Source organism: Brucella sp. RRSP16 (assembly GCF_052246815.1).
GTDB classification, from domain to species: domain Bacteria; phylum Pseudomonadota; class Alphaproteobacteria; order Rhizobiales; family Rhizobiaceae; genus Brucella; species Brucella intermedia.
Map to the genome: position 1 here is coordinate 22,779 of NZ_JBQQAM010000018.1, position 26,251 is coordinate 49,029.

The following is a 26,251-nucleotide window of genomic DNA, read 5'->3' on the forward strand; positions in this document are numbered from 1 at the left end:
AGGTTCATGAAAGGCTTGCAACAATTACAAGCACTCCTGGAACCAGCTCCTCGTTGCTTATGCGATAGGAAAGGCTGCTGCCAACCAAAAAAGCCCAACCGCGACAATAGAATCGATTAAACGCGAAATCAGCGCGGTAAAGGTTCAAATTGGGACGACGAGAAAGCAGAAAAATCATTATTGCGCCACCAATTGTGCTCAATCGTTCGCACAGCCGGAGAAGTAAATTTCAACAGCGCGGAACGTTCCATCGGTGCGTTTACATTGCACAACAACGTCAACCGAAATCTCCAACATACGTCGGATGTCAGCGCGTTCGAGTGCGCTTCCCCCTTCCGATTCCTTGACTAGTAAAGTCAGTTGCTCGAAGGCAAGTCTGGCAGAATCTGCATGAACTGTTGTGATGGATCCTGGATGGCCCGAGTTGATATTGCGAATATAATAAAACGCGCTTCCGTCTCTCAGTTCCTGCAGCAATATTCGATCGGGACGCATTCGCAGACACGATTCGAGTAATTCCTTCGGACCTGCATTCGATACCCCCTGCGAGCCCTTTGAATAAAACAGACGCACCTGATTTGGTTGGGAAATTATAAGTTCCGCGCTGTCTTCAATCGAAATGACACGCTCGTGTTGTGGAATATGCTTGATAAGAGCTTTTGAAAGAGTGGTTTTTGCGGACCCTGTCGCACCAGAGATAATGATATTTTTCCGCGCGATAACAGCTTGACGAAGAAACTCCTTGAATTGCCCCCTTTTGTAGAGTTCTCGTAAACGTTCTTGTTCTTTTGAAAGGGCACGAAAGCTTGTTTGCGTATGAGAGAAAAAGCCATTGGCGTCCAGATCATCAAGCGTAAAATCAAGCGATGATGGTTTGCGGATTGTGATGCTGACCGTTCCTTTCGTGGTGGCGGGTGGAATGATAATTTGAATTCGCTCGCCAGCTGGAAGTGTTGCCGAAAGTATCGGTCGCGTTTCATTGATGGTTTGATGGGAAAAGCTCGCCACCGCCCGGGCAAGGCGCATGAGTTTTTCAAAGGAAAGCCCAGGAAGATCGTGTATCTGCCAACCACCCGGCCCTTCCGTCAGCACCTGACCCGGATGATTGACAATGATCTCATACAACGAGCAATCATCCAGGAAGACCGCAAGAGGCTTTAGAAGTTCACGAACGACGGTGATGTCCTGGGCTTCAGCCATTTGTCCACCTATTTTGTCACAAGCGTCGATGGCGGTTGGAAATCACCCAAAGCCGCCCGATCGAGAATGCGATTTCCAGGTTCGGTTACACGGAGCTGGTAAACGCCTGCAAAATCGAGATCGCGAGCGACAAAGATGGAGACCAATTCCCCCTGATGTTTGTGGAGTGTCGGGGCAATATTAATTGATTGCTCCACTGCAATGGCAGCAGCCTGTTTGCCGGCATCCGCGGTATTTTGTGCATCAAAATTGCCGTCTTGCAGACGACTGCTCGCGTAACTTGTCGCATCGCCGACGACGGAAAGGAGAAGCGCACTGCCGAAGCGCTCCCACCAATGCGTATCGACCTGCCCACCAACGCCAGCGCGGCCAAGCGCATCGGTTGCTGGCGAGGCAAGCGTAACGATCACACCTTGAGGCGTTTTCGCCCTATTCCAAAGCACAAACAGACGTTTTTGACCCCGTTGGAGACCACCACGATATTCCCCGACAAGCTGGGTTCCTTTTTCCATCAGCACCACGCGGCCGTTATCGGATAAAACGTCGCGGTTGATCACACAGCTTGCAAAGCCCGGCTGATCCGAGGCAAGTGCCGTTTCGAGCACACAAGGGATGGAAGTCCCCATGGCGATGATGAAATCACGATTTGCGAGCATACCGGCGCGCGAACCCTCAAGTCGGGTCGGCCGCAGCAGATTTTCGAACCGTTGTTCATCGGCATTCTGCTGGTTCTGGCCAATAAAATTGCCGTCGATCGGTATAAAATTCCTATCTTCTACCGCATTATTACCGTTCCCCCCTCCGCCTCGTGAGGGCGAATTTTTCTGCCCTCCGCTATAAGCCATGACGGGCGCACGACGGGCGGCATCAAGCAATTCGTCCACTTCGGGCATAGGTTCTTCAAGGACCGGTGTTGGCAGTTTTACCTCCGGCTTTTCTTCAACCGGTTCTGTCTTTTCTCTTGCCGCCTCAAAGGGTGTTGTTTGGCGGATCACGACGCGCTCGGTCTGGCTATTGTTATCCTTTGTTTTGCTTCCAGATGTCGACCAAAGAGCAAAGCCAATGAACAACACAATGGCGAGTGCAACAGCCCCGCGCTTGAGAACAGGATTATTGTCGATGCGTGTAGCCGTAACCGTTTCGGCGCGCTCACCAGGGATCTTGTCTTCCTCATTCTCGGCCATCTTACTCACTTCCCCTGTCCCGCCAGATCCGGTTTCACGATGCGTTCAACGGACGGAGACGTCGTGTTTGTGGCAGGGTTGATGCCAACCCGGTCATAGGCTTCATTGAATACGCACAGCACATCTTTGCCCCGTCGCAGAATGAATTTGCGGCTTAACGTATGGACCATGACCAGATTGCCATCGACAGTTTTGGGCACGAGGCTCTCCGAACCGTCAGAATTTTCCATATAGATTGCAGGCATTTCCTGATTACCCGCAAAGGAGAATGTTGTGATTTTACCGTTGTCGTAGACGCTTTGCGGCTCCAGTGCCTTTGCCCCCTGTGCGGAGTAGCGCCAATTGCGCGGACCATATGCCTCGTGAAGCGACAGCACATTATCAGCATCTCTGGCTTGGGCTGTGCGCGCCTGAGCCGCAGCTTGCTGGCGACGCAGTTCAGCTTCGTCGTGTGGATATCGGAATTTCACGTAAAAGTAAGTATTCTCTCCGACTTCTACCGAACCCTCCCGCACCTTAAGTTCCATCTGGTAACTGCGCGTAGACCCGTCCCGACGTGTCGTTACAACGGAGATATTGGTAACCGGCTGGTTTTCTCGTGGTTTTAAAAACAGGATATTACCGGCTGGTGCGACTTCCCAGGCGACGCTGTTGCCAAGCGCCACATGTGCAATTTCCTCATCCCGGGCAAACTCGACTTGAACCGAGGAGCGCAAGGATCCGATGATCCTTGTGATATTGTAGGGCTGATAACTGACAAAACGGACACGACTGTCCTGCGATGCTGTTGTTGGTATCTCCAACGCGAGGACACTGGAAGCGGATGAAGCCAGAAAAAATGTGACAATGATTGGAAAACGCATCAATCGATTGCCTCCGGATCTGCACGATATTCACTAACCGCGAAACCAAGCGGGTTCACCAGTCGGTCTGTCGATGACATGGGAGCGTTGGCGTAGGAATAGGTAAGGGTCGCAACAAAATGAGTTGTCCGGACTTCTTCACCGCGCGTTAGGCTACGTATGTAGCGTACCGACACCACGTTTTGATTGATGAGCGCGATGGAGACGATGTTAATCCGCACCGTGGCAGAGCGGCCATAGACATTTTGTGGTGATTGCGGGTTGCTGCCGCGATAAGTGGCCGCAAACCGCGCCTGTTCTGCCTGTGTGGATAGAAGCGCAATTGTTCGAAAATTTTCCTGGGATTCGCTCCAGACGTAGCCTTCGCGTCCACGAACATATTTTGCTGCAAAATATTTGGTCACGGCTTCGTCGTAAGTACCAGCAGTCGCCGACAGCGCGGAAACGACATCAACGATCCCGGTGGAATTGTCGACGCGAACCACGAAAGGTTCGACAGTTTTCAGCGGCGCAAGGCTTGCAACTGCAAGGATTGATATGCCAGCAACAATTCCGGCCGCAATTGCGATCGACCAGGCCAAGCGATTTGAACGCTCAACCTCGATCATGCGGTCTTGATCAAAGCGACGCGCTTTTTCGAAATAGCTTTTGAGATTGTCTGTCGTGACCATCAATCCTCGCAATCGCCGAAAGAGGCATCAATATCGAAATGATCAAAAGCCCTGGATGGTTTGCGCTCATCAACAAAGCGCGGGATGGATTCCGCTTTGGACTTCGGCAGTGCACTCGATCTTTCCCATTGCCACATTGCGCGGTTCAGAGGTCTTCGCGCATTTCCATCGCATTTCGGCAAGGGATTTGTCAGCGACGCACAACTGACAAGTGCGAGCGCGATCCCGAGAAACAAGGTCGGTTTGATTACTGACAAATACCTGTTTTTCATCGCCGCAGACGAGGTCATAAGCAGGTCTCCTTCGCTCACAATGCTCTTCTCATCATGCGTGTGCCGCGAGCCACAAACCCCGCGCTCCGCGACGTTGCCTTGGCAAGCAATCCTTCATGCGCATCGCGTGAAGCTGTGTAGCCATAAGCCAGAGACGCTCCGCCGGAAGCTAGAGCCGAAGCGATGCCTGGAAGCTGATAAAAGACATAAAGAGCGGCAATGCCGATGGCACAAAGCGCGATGGGACGCATCAATACGTCGGAATAGCCATCGATTGCTGTAAAAGTTGTGTCGAGACATGCAATCAGCAGCGCTCCAACAGCGACGACAAGAACCTGAAGAATGACAAAATTTGCCACTTGTCCGATCCAGGCCTCTGTGAAGCGTCGCGTCGACTGGAACATGGCAAATGCAATGAAGATTGGGCCGATCGCCAGCACGATGGCTAGTGCCAATCGCGCATATAGTGAAACGACATAGCCTATTCCTGCGACAAGAAAGCTGACGGCAATCACCAATAATCCGCCAACGCCCGTTACAATATCGATGGGCCAGGAGGATCGTTTCCAGATGTCTGTCGCTGAGTTCTGTCCTTTATCCAGCAGACGATCGAAGGTCGATGCGCTCGGCGCCGCACCGGAATTAAGCGCTTGCGAAATCTCGCGCGGCAGCTGTTCGAAAAAAATATTGGTGACATAGCTCTGGTATTCGCTGGCGTTCTTGACCAGCGTCACGATGATCGCAAGCTTGATTGCGCGAAAAGCAAAATCCAGGATGGGTTCATGCACCGAACCGCGCAAGATAAGATAACCAAACAGGATAACGTAAAGGGTCACGGCAGCGGTAAGCGGGCCGGAAACCCATTCGGCAATATTCGACGTCCCATCGGATATGAACATTTCCAACGGGCGTTTGAATTGTCCATCAATAAACTCGAACACGTGATACACGGTGCTAGCCTCCAAGCGCCTTGCGCATATTCTGGAAACGCAACTTGCTATTGGCCGCTTCGGCATTCATGCAGTTAACCGTATTGCGCAACTCACCTGGATTATTGCGACACTTGTCGAGAATGCGTGACAGTATTCCGTGATCGGCCAGCAATTCTTCGACCGTGTAGGTTGCTTCAGCTTTCTCTCCACATGCGGACAGGAGGATGAAGGCTGTCAGGATCAGCACATTTTTCATTTCAGCGCCTCCTTCATGGCATCCATGCGACGGTGCCAATCTTCTGCCTTGCGCTGATCATCAACCTGCGTTTGCGCCTGCTGAACCATGCGCAAACCTTCCATACGCAGCACATCGGTTTGCACAAAGGCTTGCTCGGCCAGGAGCCTTGCTTGCAAATCGGCAATTTCCTTGGCTTCACTTGCCGTGGAAATTTTCTGACGAAGTTCATCAATTCCTTCGATGCGTTTTGTGGCTGCGTCGTAAATTTTCTGACCAATCCCCATCTGGCCGGCATTTTTGTTCTGCACACGGGACAGTTCTGTTGCGTAAAAATCATCAGCAGAAGTTTTGTAGGTCGTATTTTTGTCGAGGAATTTTGAGGCCGCATCGTTCAACGCCCCACTGCCATTGCCTTCGAATAATCCTTCTACGGCAGCAAATTCCGGCGGGAGGGCTTTTCGGATCGCTGGATCATTGAGAACCTGTGCGACATCCGCCATATCTGTCAGCTTGTTGAAAGAGGTATAAAGCTCTTCGGCCTTCTCAATCTGCTGATGAAGAGCATCGAGCTGCGATTTCAACTGCGCGATACTTTCCAGATGTTTGGCGATCGCTGTTTGATCAATGACAGGGATGCCCTGCCCCATTGCAGCTTCTGTCGACAAGGTCAGCACTGCAGCCATCATTGCACAAAAACGTCTATAGGAAGCCATCAACTTGCACTCCTTCTTTGCTGGAAAACTGGAAGCCAGTCTGCAGGATCGTTTCCGATTTCAGCGCGGATCGTATCGACGAGCTCGACATTTCCGGTACGACCGGAAAGAACAGCCAGTTCATCATCAAGGCCGTTCAGGTCGAGCTCTGCAACGACGCTGTTGTGACCCTGTTTCAACAAGAATTGCCGGCTTTCGACTGATAATTCGCGCGCAATCAGTTCGTATTCACGTTCGGTAAGCTTGAACCCATCGACATAGTCAGCGTGATTACCGCGCGAATTCGGGAGGAAAATCTGCGTGGGACATTGCTCGATGATCGTATGAGCAATTGGAGAGACAATCGCATCCCGCGGGCTTTGTGTTGCAAACAGCATCAGACCATTTTGCTTGCGGATGGTTTTGAGCTTGTTTTGCACCAGATCGCGAAAGCCATCGTCCTGCAGCGCTTTCCAGAATTCATCGATGACGATGAGTATGCGCCTTCCGTCAATCAGCTGTTCGACACGATGAAACAGATAGGCCATTAGGGGCGTGCGGATTTCTTCATGGTCGAGAAACTCCGTCATGTCGTAGCCGACGAACTTCCCACCTCTTCCTGCCCTCATCGGGGCAAATTCGTTGAGGCCAATATCGTCATCGTCATTGTCGAACACCCAGCCAAGCGGCCCTTCGCGTTCCCAACGGCGAAGCCTGGCAGCGATCCCTTCAGGATCAGTATTGTTCAAGAATGTGCGTAGTGCACCAATCGTTCGTCGCTCTCTAGGCAGATCTGATAGGCCATCGATCGCAGCAGCGATGTCACGCAGTTCGGTTACGGTCAAATCTCGAACGTTGGAGCGAACAAGTTTGCCAACCCATAAAGCAAGGAACACTTTATTTTCAGGCGTGAGCCCGAGCGCCTTTAAAGGAGCGCATCCGGTCGGACTACCATTTTTAAGCGGAAGATATGTTCCGCCGGCGGCCCGCACATAAAGGTCGGCTCCACGATCCTTGTCGAAGAACACAACATGAGGATCGTGTTTTTCGAGTTGAGAAAGCATGAAGTTGATGATGACCGTCTTACCGGTACCCGATGGTCCGCACATGAAGGTATTGCCGAGATCGCCGTAATGAAAATTGAAATAGAACGGTGACCCGGAAGCCGTCTTCAATAGCGCGACAGCTGGCCCCCATTCGTTATTGTCTTTCTGACCGATCGGATACGAATGATAGGGTGAAAGCGCTGCAAAATTACGCGATGTAATCGCCCCGGACCGTGCACGGTAGCGGAAATTCCCAGGAAGCTGTGCCCACCAGGCGGCCTCCAATCCAAGATCTTCGCGTGCAACGACGGCCCCACCGCTCGTAATACTTGCCCGCGCCTTGGCGAGGTTGTCGGCGAGATCTTTGACGGAGGAAGCAAAGACGGCAAGCGAAAGATGATGCCCGCCCAGAACAAATCGATTTGATTCAAGGTCGTCCATCGCTCGGTCGAGATCACCAATCTGGGATGCTGCTTTGTCACCACTGCTAAGCATCTGATTTTGCTTACGACCCAGGATCTGTCGAGCATCTGATTTGGAGGTGAATGCAAAGGATTGCGTCAGGATAAATTCAAATGGACTAGAGAGCACTCCATCGAGCATGCCTGTTCTGGTGCGAGCTGGATATTCTTTGAAACTCAGTATACCGGCATAACGGTTTTCAGCCTCGTGCCGGATCTCGACAGTTTCTCGCCCGATGATAACGCGGTCAGAGTAAATAGCGGAAGAAACTGGTCCTTCCGTCAACGGAACGGGCTCGCGCCTACCACCAACCAGTTGGTGCAAAACTTCGCTCAGTTGTGAATACACAAGCCCGCCGCGCTCATAGAGCGAAAGCACACGCGGCTGAAACCGCTCCAGGCCTGCAGTCACATCAATGACCTTGTCCTGGAGATCTTTTAATGCCTCCTCCTCAAGTTCGACATTTTGCGTCCGTCTTAGCTTTGAAAAAAATCGGGTCGTTTTATCTCCCCCGTGACGGGCCGGCGACCAGAGCAATGTGAGATAAAGGTCGTTACGAAAAAGGTTTTCGCCAGCCATCTTGAGGCGATATTTTTCGTTAAGAACGTTCGAAAACGCTGCCGAAAATTCTCCATCGGGATAACAGTCATTCCGCCGCCTGATAACATGCGTCCATAAGGCTAGCCGCTCATCAGCGATGTTGCGATAAAGGGTGTTGAGGTCACGGTGTAATCCATTCAAATCGAGCACATCTGCCGTTTCGAATGACACTCCTTCCAGTGCGATCATCACCATCAGCGTTCCGGCGTTAAGAGCAATCGTCGTCTCATCGACATGACGGACGTAAGGAATGTAGATTTCCGGTCGAAGTTCTCGGACCTTTAGCTTCATGATGTCAGGCAAGGTTGAGATCCCTTTCATCATATTGACGCATCAGGCAAAGCGGAGATAGCGTTGACCCACCCCAATATCCGCTATTGCGAGATCGACCACGCGTATCCACCCATGCGAGCACAATGCGAAACATGTTATGGTCGTGTTTGATGAGAGCTCGAAAAACGAAATGGAAAACGATGCCGACAAGGGCATAGGAAATCGAGCCAGCAAGAAGATAGAATATCGTCGTTGCCATGACGTTGATGCCCATGGCCTCCATTGTCACGCCAGCAACCATAGCGGGTCGGGTGCAGGCAAGAAACAACGTGTCTTCCTCCAAGATTGGCTCAACACTTGTCATCGCTCAGCTTCCGACGATGGTGCCAACGAGCTCGGATGAGCCAGCAATGATGCCAATCCCGATGATCCAGTAGCCTGCCCGACGCAAATCCATGTAACCAAACATCCAGGCGATGGCGATCACGATTACCGCAATTGTCGCCAGCAGTCTGAATATGTTGCCGGTTAGAAGATCAACGATGTTTTGGAGAATGGTCTCGATGCCAGCGGCTTGTGCTAATGCAGGCTCGCTCACTATCGGCACAATGGCAGCAGCCATAACACAAGAGGCGACAATTGGACGGAGGCGGCAATAGAAATTCATTCGCTTTGCTCCTTTGGGTTGTTCTGAAACACGAGAACCGACAAATTGCGTGGGCTCCTGAAGACATCCCACGAGGATAGAGATGGGACGGAAGCTGCTTCCTCCGGGGCGTTATTGGCCGCACTTTGCCCGCTTTTGCTTGTCACAGCGCCAACAGATGTTTCATGCACCCCGCCCCGTTGCTCCACGGCATTTTCGATGACGAGCTTGGCCATGCTTGGCCGCAGTTGTTTAATTTTCTGGAAGACCTGTTCGTCGTATCGGACCATTTCACCGATCGAGGCGTCGCCACGCCCATACCAGGATCTCAGCATCCGTTTTTCAGCCCTTACCGGGTCGAAATTTTCCTCGATTGCATGGCGATAATAGCCGTCAAGAAGATGAGCGGTTGTCTTGAGATTCAAACAGGGATCGAAAGCATCAGCGATCGATAGGTTTGATTTTCCCAAGTCCTCAAGGCTGATACCGCTCAGACCAAGCTGAATGTCCTGCTGCTCGGCGACAAGTGTTGTTGCAACCTCGATCGCTTCGGCTTTTGTCGCTGGCTGCTGCTTGAGCGGCAAACCGCTGTTGATGCGAATGTTAAAAGGGGCAAAACCACTTTCCAGGCTGACAACACCGGCAAGCGTTTCGGGCGAAACAAAAGCTGCGCAAGTTTGAGCGAGAATGAGAAACGAAACAGGCATGGCTTAGTACCACACTCTGTGCTTACCCAAGTGATCGATGGTCACATCGATATAACGGGGTTTTTCGCGAACGAATGGCCGGGTGGTTACATATGCCAAGCATTGATTGCGGCTATTGTTTCGCTGCATTCGCGGCGAGATGACCGTCGTTTCCGTGGCGGCGATGCCTCTTTCATTCCTGCAAAAAGCGCCGTCCACGACCTGAAGAGATGTTGAGATACATGTCGCCGCACGTCCACCTGCACTTTGGCCGGCAAATAGACGATATCCGGCTTGACAATAATACGGCTCATAGCGCGGCCGCGAACTTTTGAAATCAACACCATTGCAAGTGGGAAATGAATGGCCTCTTGCCAGCCAACTCCAAAGTTTCTGGATAGGCGGTCGGCATCCGGAATATTGCGTTGGGCCGCCGGGATTGGATAAACACAGGATAACTTGGCATCCCCAGCTTTCGGCGCGAGCGTCGGGGACTTGAATGAGGTATAGTGAACCGCAACCCATAAGCCCTGTCGCAAATTTTAAGAGAAAGCTTCTCATGCTCATAACTCCGTTATCGACCGTCTTTCGACGTTATGATGAAGTAATGTCATCAGCACTCATACTAATCAAATAATGCATAGTTAAAAAAATGGCAAGCTTTTTAAGTGATCGATGGCAAAGTCAGGCACTGGCGGTCTTTGCGGTTCGTGAAATTCTCGAAAAACCGCTCGCGGATGAATCACCTCAATCCCGCATCAAGCAGATTGGAATGGTGAACATCCTCTATATGATGCATCAGGCTCATGAGCCATTAACCCTTGCAAATGTTATGTTTTTTACAGGAATGACCCGTGGCGGCGTCATTGAAACGATGGACACTCTTGTACAACGCGGCATTCTGACCGAGACAATGGGCAAGAATTCCATGGGCAGAGGCACAGCGCGACAGTTCGAGTTTGCGCCTGAGGTTTTTGCGCAAATTCGTTCTGTTGGTTAGGCTCCCTCATTTTTACTGATAAAATTAATATAGAAAAAACGGTACGGAAGTCGAACTGACCAGCATTCACGACAGCTTCCATTTACACAACTGCTGAATATTTTGGTCGGTTCGGTGAGTTTAACGACGGTTGATTTGTGATCACCACTGACACGCACTTTTGTTTAATATTATCGACACCTAGCTTCAAAATTGAAGTCAGCCTGCACATAACGGAATTTCATTCTCTTCTAAATATTTTTTCTGGACGGAAACCAGTATATACTATTTTCTTTAATTAACGATAATATATAACAATAGATAATTGATCGAATTCCATAAAACTCAACAACGCCATTGGCCGAAATGAAAATAGAAATTCCATTTTTCTCATACTTCATTACGGCCTTTCCATTTGAAAACACAAATGAAGTCGAGTGTCGTTCAGTCGATACCGAGAGACAAAATGGTTTAATCTTGTCTGTTATTACCCTCGACACACCAACAGCATCTACCGAACGAATGAAACCCTCAATACTCAATTCGTGCATTGCAAACCCTTTCCATATTCTGGATCGCGCTTCAAAGCCGACTATAATCCGAGTTCTGCTGCCTTCTTTTTCGCCTTCATTCCGAATTCGCGCACTACCTTAACGGTATTTATATCGAAGTCGCGCTCGAGGTAGGCGTGAAACGCCACAAAACTTCTGAAACCTTCTTCATCTTCAAGAGGCACCAAGATCCCAGTCACCAAACGGAATCGCTTTAGAAAATTAAGAAAGCTCTGGCTTCGAATATCCCTGTAGCGGTCGTAGGTGCTATCCCAGACGAAAGCGCGATTACCACCAATTAATTGTGCAAGCAGGACATCACTCTCAATCCAGTTCAGACGCTTATATTCACGCATGACATCCAACGGAATGGTACAGTATGTTGGGTCGAGCAACAGCGATTCCTTGGTTGATTTGTGGCAGGAAAGAATGACAGCATCAAAACCTAAGACGGCACAACTCTTGTCAATCGCCCCAAAAAATTGTTCAGGAGACTGCGCATTCGCAATCGACTCGCTGAGCCTATGAAAACGGGCGGCATTAAAAAGCGGTGCGCGCGATCCACCGTTCGTATTGGCTCCGTGTTTTGTCGCTAATGGAAATGGCCCACTGCCCTGTGGCGCAAACCCATGCGACTTGTTGAATACCGATATTTCGGAGTGACGAATTGCTTCAACAACCGCATGCGTTTTCTTCGTCGCACCTAGCTTGATACGTGAATTTCGCAGATGAGTTACGACTGTGGTTTCCGCAACCCCCAGAATAATAGAGATTTCCCATCGTGTTTTTCCCTCCGCGGTCCAATACAACACAATTCTCTCCTGTGAGGTCAGCAGCTTCCGATTGGATTTCTTGAATACCCCATCTTTTTGCAACTGTTTTACCTTTAACTGTCGAGCGAAACAGAAGCCCGTGACCTAGAGATCATTGAATATTCTCTCATATCTTCCAGGAAAAAGACTGCAGAAATCCTTTTGAACTACAAATCCACTGCCAGCTAAATTCGTTCAAAGAAATATCGCTCTAAGCTACGGTGCCGCAAGACCGACCACATGCGTTTGATTATTATAGTAGGTGGCTTTGATCGTGAAAATTTGGATTGCTAGATTGCATGAGACTCACAGCTATCTTTGCGAGAAATTTGCGGCTTTGTCGTCAAGAATCTGGCCTTACTCAAGAACGCTTGGCCGAGTTCGCTGGCCTTGATCGAAACTTCATTGGCAAACTCGAACGAGAAGAATGCTCTCCCACCTTGGAGACCATTGAGGCATTGTCTCTTGCCCTGCAAATTAATGCGGAACGCCTCATTGAGCGCCCCTTCCTAACGCCACAAAAATAAAGGTGATTGGGCCGCTATTTCCTTATTTATCAACCTTCTGCTGTCGGCGGAGTAGATCGTTCGGCTCGACCGCAAGGGCATCGGCCAGCATCGCGAGCGTTAAAATGGTCGGATTGCGCTTCCCCGCTTCCAGCCCACTAATATAGGCACGTGTCTTCGCCGCACGGAAGCTCAATTCTTCCTGCGACAGGCGGCGTTCTCGCCGAATTCTCTGAACATTGAGACCAACAACCGAGCGTATGTCCATCTGACGACGGTTGCAGTGGCGTACACTATATGACGACACACTATAATGAACATTCCGCTTGACACGCAGTCGACGTAAGGACTTTAATGTACATTATATGGAACAATGTTCTTATAATTGGAACAAAATATGAGTAGCAATCTCTCGCTTGAAAAAGGCCTTCTGATCCTCAATTTGCTCAAAGACGCACGTGAACCCTTAGGTGTGCGGGAAATTGCACGACGGCTCGAATTGACACCCTCAGTTGCCCAAAGGCTGCTGAATACATTGGCCGCGCAAGGTCACGTGGAACAAGAAAACAATCGCCGCTACCAAATTGGTTACGCTGTGCTTGGGCTTGCGCAGCATGTTTTTCAACGCAGCAGACTTCTGAAACTTGCGGAAATAGAACTCAAACAGCTGGCGGCTGGCGGATGTTTCAACGGCTTCCTTGGCGTTAGACGCGGATCTGCTGGCGTTTATGTACTCGCCGTACAATCCGACAGTCCTGTCGTCATTCGCGCCCATCCTGGTGAGTCGATGGCGCTTCACTCAACCGCTCTCGGCAAGGCTTTGCTATTCGGTATGAGCGATAGGTTGATTGCAGATCTGCTTGGCCATGAACCGCTCCGGCGCCTTACAGAACGAACAGTCGTGGAAGTAGACAAATTGGTTGAGCAACTACGTCTTGGACGCTCGCTCGGGTACGCCACGGCCATGTCGGAGAATCTAGAGGGAGTCATTTCGGTTGGAGCTCCAATTTATGACGCGGCGGGCTCGGTAGCAGCCGCAATAAGTATCGCATTTCCGCGTGCGGTCTACCCAAAGGTCAAGATCAGCGACGTAGCGGATAAGATAGTTACGGCTGCGGATCGTATCTCGAAAGGATTGGGTTTTGAAGAAACGTAAATTTTGAGGAGGAAAGGATAGCCAATGTTACTACACGAAGAACGTCTTCAAACAGCAATGATCAAACATGATCTAGCGGCAATAGTGGCTACGTCACCAGAAAATGTCCTTTACACAAGTGGTTTCTGGTGTCTGCCACAATGGATCAGGCGCGGACCGCAGGCCTTCGTGTTACGTCAAGCGAAAACGGACATTCAATCCTCGGTTGTCATCACTGGAACTTCCACACTCGATCTCCTCGCCGATCAAAACGTTGATACGAAAGTCCGTAGATTCGGCTCCTTCACTGTCGATACTGCCTCTTCAACGGAACTCGACGCGGTAAGTTTTAGACAGAAAGAACTCTTCAATCTGCCTGACGACAGCAATGCAATTGATGCCCTTATAACAGAAATCCGCTTACAAAGGCTGTTGAAGGCCCGCATTGGCCTTGATGAAAGCGGATTATTGCCTGGCGATATGGAGAAGCTGCGTAGCGAGCTCCCCGACGTCAACTGGATTAACGCCGCTGCGCTGTTCCGATGGGTTCGGGCGGTCAAGACTTCTGAAGAGATTGAAAGACTCACGACCGTCGGCGCGATTACCGAGAGATCCATTGCTTCTGCGCTTAAAGTTGCGACCGTCGGCGCGACAGAACATGATCTCGCCAGAGTATTTCACGGCCAGACGGTCGAGGAAGATGGCTTTCCGGTTTTGGGTTGTATCGGTTTTGGCGAGCGTAGCGCATTGATGAATGTCCAGCCTTCAGATCGTGCACTCAAGGCTGGCGATATGATCCGTTTCGATGTCGGCGGCCACTTCAGGCACTATCGTGCGGATATTGCGCGAAATGTCAGCTTTGGAGAGCCATCGCAGGAAGTTCGGACCAAGTACAATGCGCTGAACAGAGGCGTTCAGCGAGGCATTGAGCAAATCCGCCCAGGCGTTTCCGTATCGAAGATCTTTGAAATCGTTGTCGATACGGTACGCGCAGAGGGCATCCCTCATTACCAACGCAGTCATGTTGGCCATGGCATCGGTCTGGATGGATATGATCTTCCGCTTCTTGCCGCAGGCAGCTCCGATATCCTTGAGGAGGGAATGGTTCTCTGTATCGAGACGCCGTATTACGAACTGGGACATATTGGCCTTCAGGTCGAGGATATGCTTGTCGTCCGTTCGGGCGGCGCGGAATTGCTGACCAACAATGGCGACAGCCTGATGGTGCTGTGATGATGAACAGGATCGCAGCATATTCCTGCTATCGATGCGGTAACGAATTTCCGATCGACATGCCGATCGATTCACGCGGTTGCCCGTCATGTCTGGAAATCGCTCCTTCAAATCTGAAAGTGCTTTATCGTGCTCCCACTCCTGCAACCTCGACCGTTAAGGGAATAGCCCGGCTGCCTTCGCTCTGGCGTTATGCTGAAAGGCTCCCTTTTGATGAGAGCTCCGCTGTCTCTCTGGGCGAAGGTCTGACACCACTCCTTCGATCGGAACGGATCGGTGCAGTGATCGGCGTGCCAAATCTTTTCATCAAGAACGAGGGCTACAATCCAACTTGGTCACATAAGGATCGGTTCTCAACCGTCGCGGTAACGGCCGCGGTAGAGGCAGGTGCATCAGTCGTCGCAACGAGTTCAAGCGGAAACGCTGGTGCATCGCTCGCCGCTTATGCAGCGCGCGCGGGACTTGAGTGCATCGTTGCGACCATTGCGGGTTCTGCGGGGCCCATGCTCTCGCAAATCCAGAAATATGGCGCCAAAATCGTGCCCTTCGAAAACAAGCAGGAGCGCTGGCCGTTTCTCGCCAAGGGTGTCGAACGCTATGGTTGGTTTGCAACGTCGCCTTACAGACATCCAGTTGTCGGCAGCCATCCGATCGGCATCGAGGGGTACAAAACCCTCGCCTACGAAATAATCGAACAGTTCAATGGGAAAGTGCCGGACTGGTGCGCGTTTCCGGTCTGCTATGGCGACGCGATCGCGGGCGCCTGGCTCGGATTTCACGAGTTGATGCTAGACGGATTGATCGCCCGGATGCCGCGCCTGCTTGCGGCGGAAGCGCATGGCTCTCTCGCCACAGCGCTTGAGACTCGAAGCGACCAGATACCCGACATGGCCGCTTCGTTCAATGCGCTCGCCGTTTCGGTTGGAGCGACAAGAAGCACATACCAGGCCCTCAAGGCGCTACGCGCTTCCAACGGCACCGCCATTCCCGTCGCCAATGACGGTCTGGTCGCCTTTCAAGAGCGAATTGCCGCGAGCGAAGGCGTATTTTTGGAGCTTTCTTCCGTGATGCCGCTCGCTGCTATCGCGACAGCACGACGTCGAAACATAATCCGCGGAGATGAAAGCGCTGTCGCGGTTGTCACGGCTTCTGGTCTGAAGGACATCGACAAATCCATTTCGGAAAAGCCTCTCCCGCGCTTCAGCAATATCGAAGACGCCCTCAGGCATTGCGACATCTAGCAAAGAAATACCGATACGCCCGCAATTCCACTAATCAAATTGAAGGGGAAGGAAAATGAGACGACGGGAATTTCTGGCTGCAACAGCCTTCTTTATCGGAGCCGGCCATCGTTTGGCATGGTCGGCTACCAAACCTTATCCCGCGGACAATCCGATGCTGATCGTCGGCTTCGCAGCCGGTGGCGCGGGCGATATCGCATCTCGTGTCGTGACCAGTTATGTGAAGCGGGAGCGCGGTCTCGTTGCGACACCGGACTTTCGGCCCGGCGCAGGCGGAACAATCGCAACCGACCAGGTGCGAAGAGCATCGCCGGATGGCTCCGTCCTGTCGTTATATTCAGTCAGCCCGGTACTGGTCGCACCCCACCTGCAGAAAGTTCCGTACGACGCGACAAAGGACTTCACCTATATTGCGAGCTATGCTGGGATTTCCGTTCCCTGTTTTGTGCGAAAAGACAGTCCGCATCAGACCTGGGATCAATTGCTGGATTTTTGCCGTAACAACCCATCGAAGTTGAAGTGGGCCACCGCCGCACCGCGGGGACTTGCCCATATCGCGACAGACGCCGCGTTCCGCAAGGAGAAAGCGAAAGCGACATTCGTTCCCTTTCGCGGAGGCGCCGATGCTGTAACCGCACTCCTTGGCGGGCACATCGATATGGTTGTGTCGTCAGATTTCGGACCGCATCTGGCGGCGGGATCTGTACGTTTGCTGGCTGAAACCAGTCCGAACCCGCAAGCGAGCCCGAAAGGCATCGTCAGTTTTGCAGAGCGGGGTTATCCAATCGCCATTCCCGCTTCATACGGTCTGTTCGGGCCCGCCGGGATGCCTTCCGACATCGTCTCCTGGTGGGAAGAGGCAATCGGCGAAATGGTGTCTAGCCCGATGTATGCGGACTTTCTAAAACTCATCAATGGCTATCCTCTGTTTCAGAAGAGTGAAGAATTCACGAGCATGGTCAAGGAGGCATATACCAGGATCGGAAGTCAGATTGAAACGATGGAGGAGCATTTATGAACCCGGCTCGTTTCGTTCCCTACGCACTTTCTGGAATCGGGCTTGGAGCCGCAGCAAGTGGACTTCGCATGCACCTTTGGGAGAGTGGCGAACCTGCGGCAGGTCTGTTTCCCTTCCTGGCCGCCCTGCTGTTGATTGTCACGAGCCTGCTTTGCACGACCCAGGGCGTCGTGCCCGACGAAGACCCAATCGAGATTCCACGCGTCATCGCCTATTGCGTGGCACTCGCTCTCTTCTGCGTCTTGCTCGAAGTCCTCGGGTTTGTCGCCGCGGCGTTCCTGTTCCTCTCAGGAGTCCTGTTGTTCATCGAGCGCATGAAATGGCAGATTGCCGGTTTGCTCTCGGCCGCTGTCGCCGTGGCAACCTGGGTCCTGTTTGAAATTCTTCTCTCGGTCCCCCTACCGCACGGCATTTGGAGGCTATAAATGATCGATTCCCTTTCCCAACTCATGATGGGCCTCGGCATTGCTCTAGAACCAACCAATATCGCGGTAGCGCTTCTTGGCGCCGTCCTAGGGACCGCGGTTGGCGTCCTACCTGGTCTAGGGCCTTCCGCGACGGTTAGCTTATTGTTGCCCATTACCATGGTACTGGATCAAACAAGCGCTATTATCCTGCTCGCCGGCATCTACTATGGATCGCAATATGGTGGTTCGATAACCTCCGTCCTGATGCGGGTCCCCGGAGAAGCCTCAAGCGTGATGACGTGCTTCGACGGCTATCCCATGGCCAAACAGGGCCGAGCCGGCGCCGCTCTCGGCATCAGCGCATTTGGAAGCTTTATCGCAGGCATTTCCGCGACTCTCGCGATTGCGATTATTGGGCCTGCCTTTACCAAGGTTGCACTTGCTTTCGGACCGGTCGAGAAGTCATCGATCGTCCTGTTGGGCCTTGTGCTAGCGGCAAGCGTTGGCGAGGGGCCGCGTATCCGCGCGTGGACGATGGTGGCGCTCGGTCTGCTTCTCTCAACCGTTGGCGTCGATCTGATTTCCGGAGCGGAACGTTTCACTTTTGAAGTCAGTTACCTGCGTGATGGCTTCAACATCGCCATACTGGCCATGGGCCTGTTTGGCATGAGCGAGGTCCTGATGCTGATCCAACAGAAAGAAGCGCACGAAGCCACGAGAATGCCTTCTTATCGGTTGCGCGACCTTCTGCCGAATCGGAAAGACTGGAAAGCCTCGAACGGACCGATTGCGCGTGGTACGGTTCTCGGCTTTTTCCTGGGGCTTTTGCCGGGCGGCGGTGCGCTCGTCGCCGGCTTTGCGAGTTACCTCATGGAGAAGAAACTCTCCCGCTCACCTGAGCGGTTCGGCAAAGGGGCGATCGAAGGTGTCGCGGGACCCGAAAGTGCTAACAACGCTGCGGCACAGGCGAGCTTTATTCCCATGCTTTGCCTCGGTATCCCAGCAAATGCGGTGATCGGCATCATCATGGGAGCGCTTCTGATGCAAAATGTCGTTCCAGGACCCCAGATTATCTCGGAACATCCGCAACTCTTCTGGGGGATCGTCGCCAGCATGTTAATCGGCAACGCAATGCTCGTCGTTCTCAACGTTCCTATGATCCGCGTTTTTGTCCTTTTGCTGAAGGTTCCTCAGGCCGTTCTGGCACCGCTGATCGTTCTGTTCTGTGTCATAGGCGCGTTTAGCCTGAACAACAGCATGTTCGACGTCGGCGTCGTGATTGGATGCGGATTTGTAGCCTACGGGTTGCGTAAGGCCGGTTTCGACATGGCCCCTCTCCTGCTGGCCTTTCTGCTCGGCTCCCTACTTGAGGAAAATCTGCGTCAGAGCCTTATTCTCGGCGAAGGTAGCCCTATGATTTTCACCGAAAGCCCGATCAGCATCTGCCTGATCCTGTTCACGCTGGCCATTCTGATCATTCCAATGATCAAGAACATTGGCGTCTGGTTCGTCCGCCGGCCCTCGTGAAAAAAGGAGCTACGACGTCAAACCGTCGCGCCGCCATCGATCTCCGAACGCTTGATCACTTTAACAGCATATTGACGCGGCCCGAATTCTGCGAGCCAATCATATGCGACTACAACGCGAGAGGCCCAATCAATATGCAGCATGAACATCTCAAGACGATCGAACAACGGCTTTTATGGCTGTCACACTGGATGATTCATCATGCCAACCACATCCGTCCAAAGGAGGACGGGATCAAGGTTGGCGGGCATCAGGCGTCGTCCGCTTCTCTGGTATCAATTATGACGGCGCTTTATTTCTCCGCACTGCGCCCGCAGGACCGCGTTGCCGTCAAACCCCACGCCTCACCTGTTTTTCATGCCATCCAGTATCTGATGGGCAACCAGACGCGAGAGAAAATGGAAAACTTTCGGGGGTTCCATGGGGCACAAAGCTATCCCAGCCGCACCAAAGACATCGATGACGTTGATTTCTCGACTGGCTCTGTCGGCCTCGGTGTCGCGATCACGTCCTTTGCTTCCATGATTCAGGACTACATTACATCGAAGAACTGGAGCAAAGACTTATGCCTTAGCCGGATGATCGCATTGGTCGGAGATGCCGAACTCGATGAAGGCAATGTCTATGAATGCCTGCAGGAGGGTTGGAAACACGGCTTGCGCAACACTTGGTGGATCATCGACTACAACCGGCAATCACTCGACGGCATCGTTCAGGAAGGCTTGTTTCGACGGATCGAAGACATTTTCAACGCTTTCGGCTGGGACGTTATCAGGATCAAATATGGCGCATTGCAACGCGCGGCCTTCGAGGAACCCGGTGGGGAGCGGCTCCGAGAATGGATCGACAATTGCCCAAATCAGCTTTATTCGGCGCTGACCTTCATGGGCGGAGCCGTCTGGCGCAGGCGTCTCATGGACGATCTCGGCGATCAGGGCGATGTCACCGCTCTGATCGAAAAGCGCAACGACGTCGAACTCGCCGAACTTATGGAAAATCTCGGCGGCAATTGCGTGAGCACCATGGCCGGGACATTTGCCGAGATCGATCATGACCGACCGGTGTGCTTTCTAGCATATACTATCAAAGGATGGGGCACCCCGATCGCCGGACATAAGGACAATCACGGCGGCCTTATGACAAAGGCCCAGATGGCTGAATGGCAAACGCATATGGGCGTTCCTGAAGGGCAGGAATGGGATCGATGGGCAACGGTCGAGGATCCGCAGCAGTTGCAGACGCTTCTAGACACAGTGCCATTTTTTGCCAATGGTCGGCGACGTTACCACGACGCTCCCATTGTGGTACCAGCGATCCCGACAAGCGCCGAGCGAGAAATCTCGACACAGATGGCTTTTGGCAAAATCCTGGACGAATTGTCGAAAACAGACTCGGAACTAGCCGCGCGAATTGTAACGATGTCACCCGATGTTACAGGAACGACCAACCTTGGGCCATGGGTCAACCGGCGCAAACTGTTTGCCCGCGAAAAGCGCCCTGATACTTTCATCGATCATAAAATACCTTCAACCGCAAAATGGGAATTCACCCCGGCTGGCCAGCATATTGAACTCGGCATTGCGGAAATGAATCTCTTCCTGCTGTTGGGCGCGGCAGGCCTTTCACACTCTCTTTTCGGCAAGCGCCTTCTACCGATCGGAACTGTCTACGACCCATTCGTAGGGCGCGGCTTGGATGCCTTGAATTACGCCTGCTATCAGGATGCACGATTCATCATCGTGGGAACGCCTTCCGGTGTGACATTGGCGCCTGAAGGTGGCGCGCATCAATCGATTGGATCTCCACTCATCGGGATGTCGCAGGATGGGCTTGCTGCTTTCGAGCCAGCTTTCGCCGACGAACTTGCTGTTATTATGAACTGGGCATTCGACTATATGCAGCGCGACGGAAGCGGCGATCCCGATGAACGGACCTGGCTTAGAGACGAAACCGGTGGGTCGGTCTATCTGCGCCTTTCAACCAATCCGATCGAGCAGCCGACCAAGCGGATCGATGATCGATTCCGACAAGGCGCGATTGACGGTGCCTATTGGCTGCGTGAACCTGGACCGAATTGCGACGTGGTCATCGCCTACCAGGGTGTGATCGCGCCCGAGGCTATCAAGGCTGCTGGCATCATCGGTGAAGGGCGGCGCGATATCGGCGTGTTGGCAGTTACATCTGCCGACCGGCTTCATGCGGGCTGGACCGCCGCACAACGCGCGCGTGCCCGGGGTCTCACGCAAGCTGAGTGCCACGTCGAAAAACTGATGAACGATGTCCCCCCACACTGCAAATTCGTTACCGTTATCGATGGGCATCCCGCGACCCTGTCCTGGCTCGGTTCGGTTACCGGTCATAAGACGATTCCGCTCGGTGTCGAGCATTTCGGTCAGACAGGAACGATTGGCGACCTTTACAGCCATTTTGGTATCGACGCGCGTGGGATCGTCGATAAGGTGAATGGCCTCACCCATGGTAAACCCTTACTGGGTGCGGTTGCCTGAGACGACCTGCTATTGCGATGTATGACTTGACCGAAGCGCCAAACTTCTACTGCTTAAGGCGCTTCACGGCTAATTCACTTCAAAATAAAAACTACTGGTCAGAATTCGAGACCGTATCCATTCGTACGCAGCGTAACGAAATCGTTTACTCATGTTCAAGTTGCGGCTCGGTGATAACTTCCACAATCCTGCGAGACCGAATGAAGCCGCCCAAATCTCCATTCATTCCATTGAAAAGTTCTACGAGTGCCCTTTGGTTTATTGGACATGTACGCAGTTCAATGATCTTCATATCGGGCAACAGTTGGTCTCTATCATCGTCTCTAATCAACGACGCGCGGAAGGTTACCAGATCCTCTCGCGCTTCTGCCTGCGAACTGTAGAACTGTCCCGCGGATTGATTAGGATCATCACCGTAAGTGTACGTATAAAGGGCGAAGCTATATTCGATTTCATGTTCGATATTAGCCATTGTCACGATTTCCAATTGAAGCATTTGCGGTACGCCCCCGCTCAATGCTCATTGACCCCTTGGTGATCGGGGAGTTGCAAACCGTGTTAGGCGGCCCTGTGGCCTTTAGCCGGAGGCCTGTTGCATACGCCACAGGCTCCCCGACCAGAAGGTCAAGGAGTGTGATGTTGTAACGGCCAACACCAACCGCTAACAGAGGTTTGCACGCCCCAAGGCAGCGCGTCACTGCCTTATGTTCACTCTAATATAACTGCCATCAGTTGTCTCTATTTTTTTGCCAACTACATCGCTCATCGACGAGCATCAATCGCGTCCAATCAATAGAATGAGCACCAACAGTGTTCATCACAAATGCACAATGCCGCGCCGCGAGAGGCTTATTAAATTGGACACAAGCCGACCTGGCGCGACGCCTCTCGATTAGTGTCGTTTCCGTTCGCGCCGTATGCGGCGTTCACGCCCCATTGATTTTTCAATTGCAGCGATCTGAGGCCGATCCTCGGCGGTCAAATGAGCTCACCGAAGAGTACCTGACGAGCTCATTGTGAGGCCTTGATGCGGGCGGCATAGGCCCATGGCATCAGGGCATCGATGTCCTTGGCGAGGTGGCCGTTTGCGAGGCGGGTGAAGAGATCGCACAGATAGGCGTAGGGCTAAACGCCGTTCATTTTACAAGTGCCGATCAGGCTGGCAAACCGGGCCCAATTGCGGCCCCCTTCATCGTGCCCCGCAAAGAGCGCGTTGCGGCGGTTCATGGCGGGTCGGCGGATCGCGTTTTCCACCAGGTTGGAATCGATATCGACGTGGCCGTCGTCCAGGAACAGCCGGAAGCCGTCCTGCCGCGTCAGCATATAGGCCAGGGCTTTTCCGAGGTCAGACTTGCGTGAGACGCGCTTGGCTTGCGCTGCCAGCCAGGTGAAGAACTCGTCCACCAGCGGGAGGGACAGGTCCTGTCGAACTGCCCGGCGATATTCGGGATCTGAGCCCCGGATACTGTCTTCGATCTTGTAGAGCGCGGCAATCTGCACCAGCGCCTCGTCGACGATGGGCGATCCACTCTTTGGCGTGGCCTTGATCAGCTTTCTGCGCCCGTGCGCCCAACAGAAAGCCAGCTTCAAGGGATCGCCACCCACCCGGTCCGACGTGGCGAGGTGAGAGTAACCACCGTAGGCATCCACCTGGATTGTCCCGTTAAACCCGTCGAGGATTTCAGCGGCATATTCTCCTTTACGCCCAGGTCGATAATGGAACACCACGCCCGACGGCGCGGAGCCATTCCAGCCGCGATCGTCACGCAACACGGCCCATAGATAGCCGGTCTTCGTCTTGCCCCGCCCCGGATCCAACACCGGAGCCGTGGTCTCATCGACATAGAGCCGCGTGCTTTCCCACAGCAGCCGTTTGGCCATGTGGTCGACCACCGGTGCGATTTCGCTGCCCGTGCGCCCCATCCAATCGGCCAGGACCGTGCGGTCTATCGGCACCCCGTGTCGCGCCATGACCTCGGCCTGCCGGTTGAGCGGCATATGTTCGGAATGCTTGGAGACGACAATCTCAGCCAGAAGGGCTTCCGTCGGCCAGCTCCCTTCCAGCAGATGCGCTGGCGCTCTGGCCTGGATGACGCCCGTTCGACCCTTGGGGCATGCGTATTTCGGGCGGATCGTGACGATCACCTCGTAGCGCGCCGGAATCCGGTCGAGCCGTTCCGTCCGATCCTCGCCGATCCGGACCATGTTGCCGCAACCGCAGGGACAAACGATGCTCTCGGGCTCGATCACTCTCTCGACCCGCGGCAGGTGTTCGGGCAGCGCCCGGGCCTTACGCTCCTTGCGAGGAGCGACTTTTTCCGGATCGGATGCGCTGGCTTCGATCTTTTTCTCGACGGCGGCAATCCGCGCCTGTGTTTCGGCGATTGCCGTTTCAAGGTCTTCCAGCGCCAGTTCCATCTGCGCCGGATCGAGCTTTTCCGATTTCGGCCCGAACTTCGTGCGCCGATAGTCGTGAACCTGACCTTCAAGCTTCTCGACCAGTTCCTTCAGCTCGGCGATGAAGGCGTCCTTTTCGGCAACCACAGCCTGCTCGTGCTGACGTGCAGCACGCTCGACCGACAGTTCGAACTGCATCGCCGCAAACGCCTTCACCACCTCTGGCGGAAGGTCCGGAAACAGGCTGAGATCAAGGGGCGACGACATGCGGTCTTATAGTAAGACAGCACAAAAAATCCAAATAAAACAATGCAAAGGCAGCGGGATATTCACCCTGCCGCCGACGGCGCGCTCACCCGTTGCGCTATGACTCGCCGCCAGTCGAGCCCCTCGAATAACGCTTCGTATTGCCCCCTGGAAAGACGCATCGTCCCATCCTGCACCTTGGGCCAGGCAAAGCTTCCATGTTCAAGAATTTTGTAGGTCAGCACCATTCCGGTGCCATCCCACACCAGGATTTTGAGACGATCACCGCGCTTCGACCGGAAGATCACCGTAACCCCGGAATGCGGGTCGAGCTTCAACTCGGTCTGCACCATCAGAGCCAGCGCCTGATGCCCGCAGCGGAAGTCCACCGGCCGCGTTGCAATCAGGATCGGCAGTCGTTGGCCCGCGACGATCATGCCGTCCCTCGCATGGCGCGCACCAGAGCGGCCACACGTTCAACCGGCACATCGCCGGGAACCCGCATCACAACGTCCGGGCCGATCGTGAGCGTCAAGACTGACGAAACCGCCTCCCGCAGTTTCGGCGGCGCCAAAACATTCACCGCCTCGCTCGGCTCTGCCGCAATCGCCAAAGGCACAAACGCAGGCTCGGCATCGCCGCTCTCCGACAGGCCCGGCATAGACTCAAAAGGCAGCGTCAGAATGCCCTCGCGCACTTGCCGGCGCCACAAGGAAAGCTGGTGCGGAACAACGTCATGACGGCGCGCGACATCAACAACACGAACACCAGGCTCAAGGCTTTCCGCCACGATCCGCGCCTTCACATCATCTGGCCAACGCCGGTTTCCGCGGCGCGGCTCGACAACTTCGTAGCGCCCAACAAATCCATCATCTGCCATGCAAATCTTTAGATAGTCCTGGAAACCTTCTTGCACGCCCGGCCAGCCTCAAAATACAGCCAATCCAATGGGGCGGAGACGGCGCTTACTTCGCGCCTTTGAAAAGGGAGGAAGTTTCAGCTATGCATTTTTCGTCGCGCCCAGTTCATATAAGTCCAGGCTTCCTCGCCCTCTGACTTAACTTCCGTAATCTGCGTAGGCTCTAGTTTTATAACCGTCGGCCATCCCGGCAGGTTTTTCAGCCATTTATCGGCATAGACTGTCGGCTGGTAGCGATAGCCCTCATCAGCCATGATGGCGACAATTTTCTTATTGGGAGTTTTTTTTGCGTACCAACTTCCCACAAGAGCAGCAGCACCGCTGGTAGGACCAACATAGAGGGCACATTTACGATACAATCGGCGAGTTTCAGCAAAGGCTTGTAGAGCACCCACCCAATGAACATCATCAACCAAACAGTGATCAAGGTTCTCCGGCACGATACTGTTTCCAAGCCCCCTCAATAAGCGCGGGCCAGCTTTCTGCCCAAACAAAACGCTATTGTTCGTGTCAACCGCTATCGCACGCAATTGAGGATAAACTCGACGAAGATATCGTGTTGCGCCACAGAGCGATCCCCCAGATCCAACACAGCCGACCAGACAATCAACTTGCCCCAGACGATCCACAATGACTTCCGCCAGACGCGAATAGGCTGCAGGATTATCAGGATTGTCGTATTGTTTCGGCCAGAACGTATCCGGCTTGTCTTCAAGCACACGGTGTAGTTCTGAAAGACGACCCTCCTGGTTGCCTGTTCCCCCCGGGTCCTCAACCAGCCTCACTGAAGTGCCGAGTTGTTCCAATCGGGTTTTAAAACCACGATCCATAAGGCTTGTAGAGCTGACAATTGTAAGATGATAACCACGAACTGCGGACAACATAGCTGAACTGCCCCCCATTTCGACCGGACAGTCGGCATAAGCAGAAAGGCTCAAGCACAGGCTTGGGTATAGGCTTATGTCTAACGAGTATCGACACGTTGAATTGCTGACGGGTGATGTTCGC

At 53.1% G+C, this 26,251-nt stretch carries 28 protein-coding genes and 1 pseudogene; 9 read left to right on the top strand and 20 right to left on the bottom strand.

What is annotated here, in order from left to right; genetic code table 11:
* Window positions 1-198: 198 nt before the first annotated feature.
* From virB11 to ACS5UA_RS20970, 13 genes are read right to left on the bottom strand one after another with little or no spacing between them, the layout of a single operon-like run.
* Window positions 199-1,200 (bottom strand): P-type DNA transfer ATPase VirB11, encoded by a 1,002-nt coding sequence (virB11, locus tag ACS5UA_RS20910; RefSeq protein ID WP_443101752.1) that lies wholly within the window; start codon window positions 1,198-1,200, stop codon window positions 199-201.
* 8 nt (window positions 1,201-1,208) lie between these two features.
* Complete coding sequence (gene virB10 / locus ACS5UA_RS20915) at window positions 1,209-2,384, bottom strand: type IV secretion system protein VirB10 (protein ID WP_443101753.1); 1,176 nt, start codon at window positions 2,382-2,384, stop codon at window positions 1,209-1,211.
* A 5-nt stretch (window positions 2,385-2,389) separates the two neighbouring features.
* The gene (gene virB9 / locus ACS5UA_RS20920; protein WP_443101754.1) at window positions 2,390-3,247 is read right to left on the bottom strand and encodes a P-type conjugative transfer protein VirB9; all 858 of its coding nucleotides are present in this window, start codon (window positions 3,245-3,247) and stop codon (window positions 2,390-2,392) included.
* Complete coding sequence (locus tag ACS5UA_RS20925) at window positions 3,247-3,918, bottom strand: virB8 family protein (protein WP_151609766.1); 672 nt, start codon at window positions 3,916-3,918, stop codon at window positions 3,247-3,249. The genes virB9 and ACS5UA_RS20925 overlap by 1 nt, the downstream gene beginning before the upstream one ends.
* Window positions 3,918-4,190 carry a hypothetical protein gene (locus ACS5UA_RS20930; RefSeq protein WP_151664061.1) on the bottom strand — a complete coding sequence of 91 codons (273 nt, stop codon included), beginning with the start codon at window positions 4,188-4,190 and terminating at the stop codon, window positions 3,918-3,920. Before ACS5UA_RS20930 ends, ACS5UA_RS20925 begins: the two co-directional genes overlap by 1 nt.
* A 35-nt stretch (window positions 4,191-4,225) precedes the next feature.
* Complete coding sequence (locus ACS5UA_RS20935) at window positions 4,226-5,140, bottom strand: type IV secretion system protein (protein ID WP_443101763.1); 915 nt, start codon at window positions 5,138-5,140, stop codon at window positions 4,226-4,228.
* A gap of 4 nt (window positions 5,141-5,144) precedes the next feature.
* Window positions 5,145-5,378, bottom strand: a complete 234-nt coding sequence (locus tag ACS5UA_RS20940) for an EexN family lipoprotein (RefSeq protein ID WP_443101755.1) — start codon at window positions 5,376-5,378, stop codon at window positions 5,145-5,147.
* Window positions 5,375-6,073, bottom strand: coding sequence for a P-type DNA transfer protein VirB5 (gene virB5 / locus ACS5UA_RS20945; RefSeq protein WP_443101756.1), 699 nt, complete (start codon window positions 6,071-6,073; stop codon window positions 5,375-5,377). Before virB5 ends, ACS5UA_RS20940 begins: the two co-directional genes overlap by 4 nt.
* Complete coding sequence (locus ACS5UA_RS20950; protein ID WP_443101764.1) at window positions 6,073-8,481, bottom strand: VirB4 family type IV secretion/conjugal transfer ATPase; 2,409 nt, start codon at window positions 8,479-8,481, stop codon at window positions 6,073-6,075. The genes virB5 and ACS5UA_RS20950 overlap by 1 nt, the downstream gene beginning before the upstream one ends.
* On the bottom strand, window positions 8,456-8,797 hold the full coding sequence (locus ACS5UA_RS20955) for a type IV secretion system protein VirB3 (RefSeq protein ID WP_040129690.1): 342 nt from the start codon (window positions 8,795-8,797) through the stop codon (window positions 8,456-8,458). The genes ACS5UA_RS20950 and ACS5UA_RS20955 overlap by 26 nt, the downstream gene beginning before the upstream one ends.
* Window positions 8,798-8,800: 3 nt before the next feature.
* Window positions 8,801-9,100 (bottom strand): TrbC/VirB2 family protein, encoded by a 300-nt coding sequence (locus ACS5UA_RS20960; RefSeq protein ID WP_012090930.1) that lies wholly within the window; start codon window positions 9,098-9,100, stop codon window positions 8,801-8,803.
* Window positions 9,097-9,786, bottom strand: a complete 690-nt coding sequence (locus ACS5UA_RS20965; RefSeq protein ID WP_112701392.1) for a type IV secretion system protein VirB1 — start codon at window positions 9,784-9,786, stop codon at window positions 9,097-9,099. Before ACS5UA_RS20965 ends, ACS5UA_RS20960 begins: the two co-directional genes overlap by 4 nt.
* Window positions 9,787-9,789: 3 nt before the next feature.
* On the bottom strand, window positions 9,790-10,326 hold the full coding sequence (locus tag ACS5UA_RS20970; RefSeq protein ID WP_443101757.1) for a hypothetical protein: 537 nt from the start codon (window positions 10,324-10,326) through the stop codon (window positions 9,790-9,792).
* A gap of 91 nt (window positions 10,327-10,417) precedes the next feature.
* On the opposite strand from ACS5UA_RS20970, the gene ACS5UA_RS20975 reads away from it, so the two are divergent.
* A complete protein-coding gene (locus tag ACS5UA_RS20975; RefSeq protein WP_443101758.1) occupies window positions 10,418-10,765 on the top strand; it encodes a transcriptional regulator in 348 nt (115 codons plus the stop codon).
* A gap of 571 nt (window positions 10,766-11,336) precedes the next feature.
* On the opposite strand, the gene ACS5UA_RS20980 is transcribed toward ACS5UA_RS20975, so the two are convergent.
* The gene (locus tag ACS5UA_RS20980) at window positions 11,337-12,170 is read right to left on the bottom strand and encodes a LuxR C-terminal-related transcriptional regulator (protein ID WP_443101759.1); all 834 of its coding nucleotides are present in this window, start codon (window positions 12,168-12,170) and stop codon (window positions 11,337-11,339) included.
* A 236-nt stretch (window positions 12,171-12,406) separates the two neighbouring features.
* Here ACS5UA_RS20980 and ACS5UA_RS20985 point away from each other — a divergent pair, with 236 nt between their 5' ends.
* Window positions 12,407-12,634, top strand: a complete 228-nt coding sequence (locus ACS5UA_RS20985) for a helix-turn-helix domain-containing protein (RefSeq protein WP_012090924.1) — start codon at window positions 12,407-12,409, stop codon at window positions 12,632-12,634.
* A gap of 22 nt (window positions 12,635-12,656) precedes the next feature.
* Here the strand turns inward: ACS5UA_RS20985 and ACS5UA_RS20990 are convergent, their stop codons facing one another.
* Window positions 12,657-12,881 carry a helix-turn-helix domain-containing protein gene (locus ACS5UA_RS20990; RefSeq protein WP_040129697.1) on the bottom strand — a complete coding sequence of 75 codons (225 nt, stop codon included), beginning with the start codon at window positions 12,879-12,881 and terminating at the stop codon, window positions 12,657-12,659.
* Window positions 12,882-13,010: 129 nt separating this feature from the next.
* On the opposite strand from ACS5UA_RS20990, the gene ACS5UA_RS20995 reads away from it, so the two are divergent.
* The 7 genes from ACS5UA_RS20995 to ACS5UA_RS21025 all read left to right on the top strand — a co-directional run bounded on the left by ACS5UA_RS20995 (window position 13,011) and on the right by ACS5UA_RS21025 (window position 21,681).
* Complete coding sequence (locus ACS5UA_RS20995; protein WP_012090922.1) at window positions 13,011-13,769, top strand: IclR family transcriptional regulator; 759 nt, start codon at window positions 13,011-13,013, stop codon at window positions 13,767-13,769.
* Between the two features lie 24 nt (window positions 13,770-13,793).
* The gene (locus tag ACS5UA_RS21000; RefSeq protein WP_012090921.1) at window positions 13,794-14,981 is read left to right on the top strand and encodes a M24 family metallopeptidase; all 1,188 of its coding nucleotides are present in this window, start codon (window positions 13,794-13,796) and stop codon (window positions 14,979-14,981) included.
* On the top strand, window positions 14,981-16,222 hold the full coding sequence (locus ACS5UA_RS21005; protein WP_443101760.1) for a pyridoxal-phosphate dependent enzyme: 1,242 nt from the start codon (window positions 14,981-14,983) through the stop codon (window positions 16,220-16,222). Before ACS5UA_RS21000 ends, ACS5UA_RS21005 begins: the two co-directional genes overlap by 1 nt.
* Window positions 16,223-16,277: 55 nt before the next feature.
* Window positions 16,278-17,240, top strand: a complete 963-nt coding sequence (locus tag ACS5UA_RS21010) for a tripartite tricarboxylate transporter substrate binding protein (protein WP_040129699.1) — start codon at window positions 16,278-16,280, stop codon at window positions 17,238-17,240.
* Entirely contained in the window at window positions 17,237-17,665 is a 429-nt protein-coding gene (locus ACS5UA_RS21015; RefSeq protein ID WP_012090918.1) for a tripartite tricarboxylate transporter TctB family protein, read from the top strand. Before ACS5UA_RS21010 ends, ACS5UA_RS21015 begins: the two co-directional genes overlap by 4 nt.
* Complete coding sequence (locus ACS5UA_RS21020; protein ID WP_443101761.1) at window positions 17,666-19,174, top strand: tripartite tricarboxylate transporter permease; 1,509 nt, start codon at window positions 17,666-17,668, stop codon at window positions 19,172-19,174.
* Window positions 19,175-19,308: 134 nt separating this feature from the next.
* Window positions 19,309-21,681 (top strand): transketolase, encoded by a 2,373-nt coding sequence (locus tag ACS5UA_RS21025; protein ID WP_012090916.1) that lies wholly within the window; start codon window positions 19,309-19,311, stop codon window positions 21,679-21,681.
* Between the two features lie 145 nt (window positions 21,682-21,826).
* Here the strand turns inward: ACS5UA_RS21025 and ACS5UA_RS21030 are convergent, their stop codons facing one another.
* The 5 genes and pseudogenes from ACS5UA_RS21030 to ACS5UA_RS21050 form a co-directional block, all read right to left on the bottom strand.
* Window positions 21,827-22,153, bottom strand: coding sequence for a hypothetical protein (locus ACS5UA_RS21030; RefSeq protein ID WP_040129701.1), 327 nt, complete (start codon window positions 22,151-22,153; stop codon window positions 21,827-21,829).
* 539 nt (window positions 22,154-22,692) lie between these two features.
* A pseudogene (gene tnpC / locus ACS5UA_RS21035) lies at window positions 22,693-24,345 on the bottom strand (IS66 family transposase).
* 62 nt (window positions 24,346-24,407) lie between these two features.
* A complete protein-coding gene (gene tnpB / locus ACS5UA_RS21040) occupies window positions 24,408-24,761 on the bottom strand; it encodes an IS66 family insertion sequence element accessory protein TnpB (RefSeq protein ID WP_012090913.1) in 354 nt (117 codons plus the stop codon).
* Window positions 24,758-25,204 (bottom strand): IS66-like element accessory protein TnpA, encoded by a 447-nt coding sequence (gene tnpA, locus ACS5UA_RS21045; protein ID WP_094513458.1) that lies wholly within the window; start codon window positions 25,202-25,204, stop codon window positions 24,758-24,760. The genes tnpB and tnpA overlap by 4 nt, the downstream gene beginning before the upstream one ends.
* A 116-nt stretch (window positions 25,205-25,320) precedes the next feature.
* A complete protein-coding gene (locus ACS5UA_RS21050) occupies window positions 25,321-26,181 on the bottom strand; it encodes a PLP-dependent cysteine synthase family protein (RefSeq protein WP_443101765.1) in 861 nt (286 codons plus the stop codon).
* Window positions 26,182-26,251: the final 70 nt, after the last annotated feature.

Bases quoted from the DNA above. Each gene is read 5' to 3' on its own strand.
- ACS5UA_RS21010 (WP_040129699.1), top strand. From the start codon at position 16,278: ATGAGACGACGGGAATTTCTGGCTGCAACAGCCTTCTTTATCGGAGCC.
- ACS5UA_RS21020 (WP_443101761.1), top strand. From the start codon at position 17,666: ATGATCGATTCCCTTTCCCAACTCATGATGGGCCTCGGCATTGCTCTA.
- ACS5UA_RS20940 (WP_443101755.1), bottom strand. From the start codon at position 5,378: ATGAAAAATGTGCTGATCCTGACAGCCTTCATCCTCCTGTCCGCATGT.
- ACS5UA_RS20925 (WP_151609766.1), bottom strand. From the start codon at position 3,918: ATGGTCACGACAGACAATCTCAAAAGCTATTTCGAAAAAGCGCGTCGC.
- ACS5UA_RS21025 (WP_012090916.1), top strand. From the start codon at position 19,309: ATGCAGCATGAACATCTCAAGACGATCGAACAACGGCTTTTATGGCTG.
- ACS5UA_RS20960 (WP_012090930.1), bottom strand. From the start codon at position 9,100: ATGAATTTCTATTGCCGCCTCCGTCCAATTGTCGCCTCTTGTGTTATG.
- virB11 (WP_443101752.1), bottom strand. From the start codon at position 1,200: ATGGCTGAAGCCCAGGACATCACCGTCGTTCGTGAACTTCTAAAGCCT.
- ACS5UA_RS20995 (WP_012090922.1), top strand. From the start codon at position 13,011: ATGAGTAGCAATCTCTCGCTTGAAAAAGGCCTTCTGATCCTCAATTTG.
- ACS5UA_RS20930 (WP_151664061.1), bottom strand. From the start codon at position 4,190: ATGAAAAACAGGTATTTGTCAGTAATCAAACCGACCTTGTTTCTCGGG.
- tnpB (WP_012090913.1), bottom strand. From the start codon at position 24,761: ATGATCGTCGCGGGCCAACGACTGCCGATCCTGATTGCAACGCGGCCG.
- tnpA (WP_094513458.1), bottom strand. From the start codon at position 25,204: ATGGCAGATGATGGATTTGTTGGGCGCTACGAAGTTGTCGAGCCGCGC.
- virB10 (WP_443101753.1), bottom strand. From the start codon at position 2,384: ATGGCCGAGAATGAGGAAGACAAGATCCCTGGTGAGCGCGCCGAAACG.
- ACS5UA_RS20965 (WP_112701392.1), bottom strand. From the start codon at position 9,786: ATGCCTGTTTCGTTTCTCATTCTCGCTCAAACTTGCGCAGCTTTTGTT.
- ACS5UA_RS21015 (WP_012090918.1), top strand. From the start codon at position 17,237: ATGAACCCGGCTCGTTTCGTTCCCTACGCACTTTCTGGAATCGGGCTT.
- ACS5UA_RS20975 (WP_443101758.1), top strand. From the start codon at position 10,418: ATGGCAAGCTTTTTAAGTGATCGATGGCAAAGTCAGGCACTGGCGGTC.
- ACS5UA_RS21030 (WP_040129701.1), bottom strand. From the start codon at position 22,153: ATGGCTAATATCGAACATGAAATCGAATATAGCTTCGCCCTTTATACG.
- ACS5UA_RS20955 (WP_040129690.1), bottom strand. From the start codon at position 8,797: ATGACAAGTGTTGAGCCAATCTTGGAGGAAGACACGTTGTTTCTTGCC.
- virB5 (WP_443101756.1), bottom strand. From the start codon at position 6,073: ATGGCTTCCTATAGACGTTTTTGTGCAATGATGGCTGCAGTGCTGACC.
- ACS5UA_RS20970 (WP_443101757.1), bottom strand. From the start codon at position 10,326: ATGAGAAGCTTTCTCTTAAAATTTGCGACAGGGCTTATGGGTTGCGGT.
- virB9 (WP_443101754.1), bottom strand. From the start codon at position 3,247: ATGCGTTTTCCAATCATTGTCACATTTTTTCTGGCTTCATCCGCTTCC.
- ACS5UA_RS20990 (WP_040129697.1), bottom strand. From the start codon at position 12,881: ATGGACATACGCTCGGTTGTTGGTCTCAATGTTCAGAGAATTCGGCGA.
- ACS5UA_RS20985 (WP_012090924.1), top strand. From the start codon at position 12,407: ATGAGACTCACAGCTATCTTTGCGAGAAATTTGCGGCTTTGTCGTCAA.
- ACS5UA_RS21000 (WP_012090921.1), top strand. From the start codon at position 13,794: ATGTTACTACACGAAGAACGTCTTCAAACAGCAATGATCAAACATGAT.
- ACS5UA_RS20950 (WP_443101764.1), bottom strand. From the start codon at position 8,481: ATGAAAGGGATCTCAACCTTGCCTGACATCATGAAGCTAAAGGTCCGA.
- ACS5UA_RS21005 (WP_443101760.1), top strand. From the start codon at position 14,981: ATGATGAACAGGATCGCAGCATATTCCTGCTATCGATGCGGTAACGAA.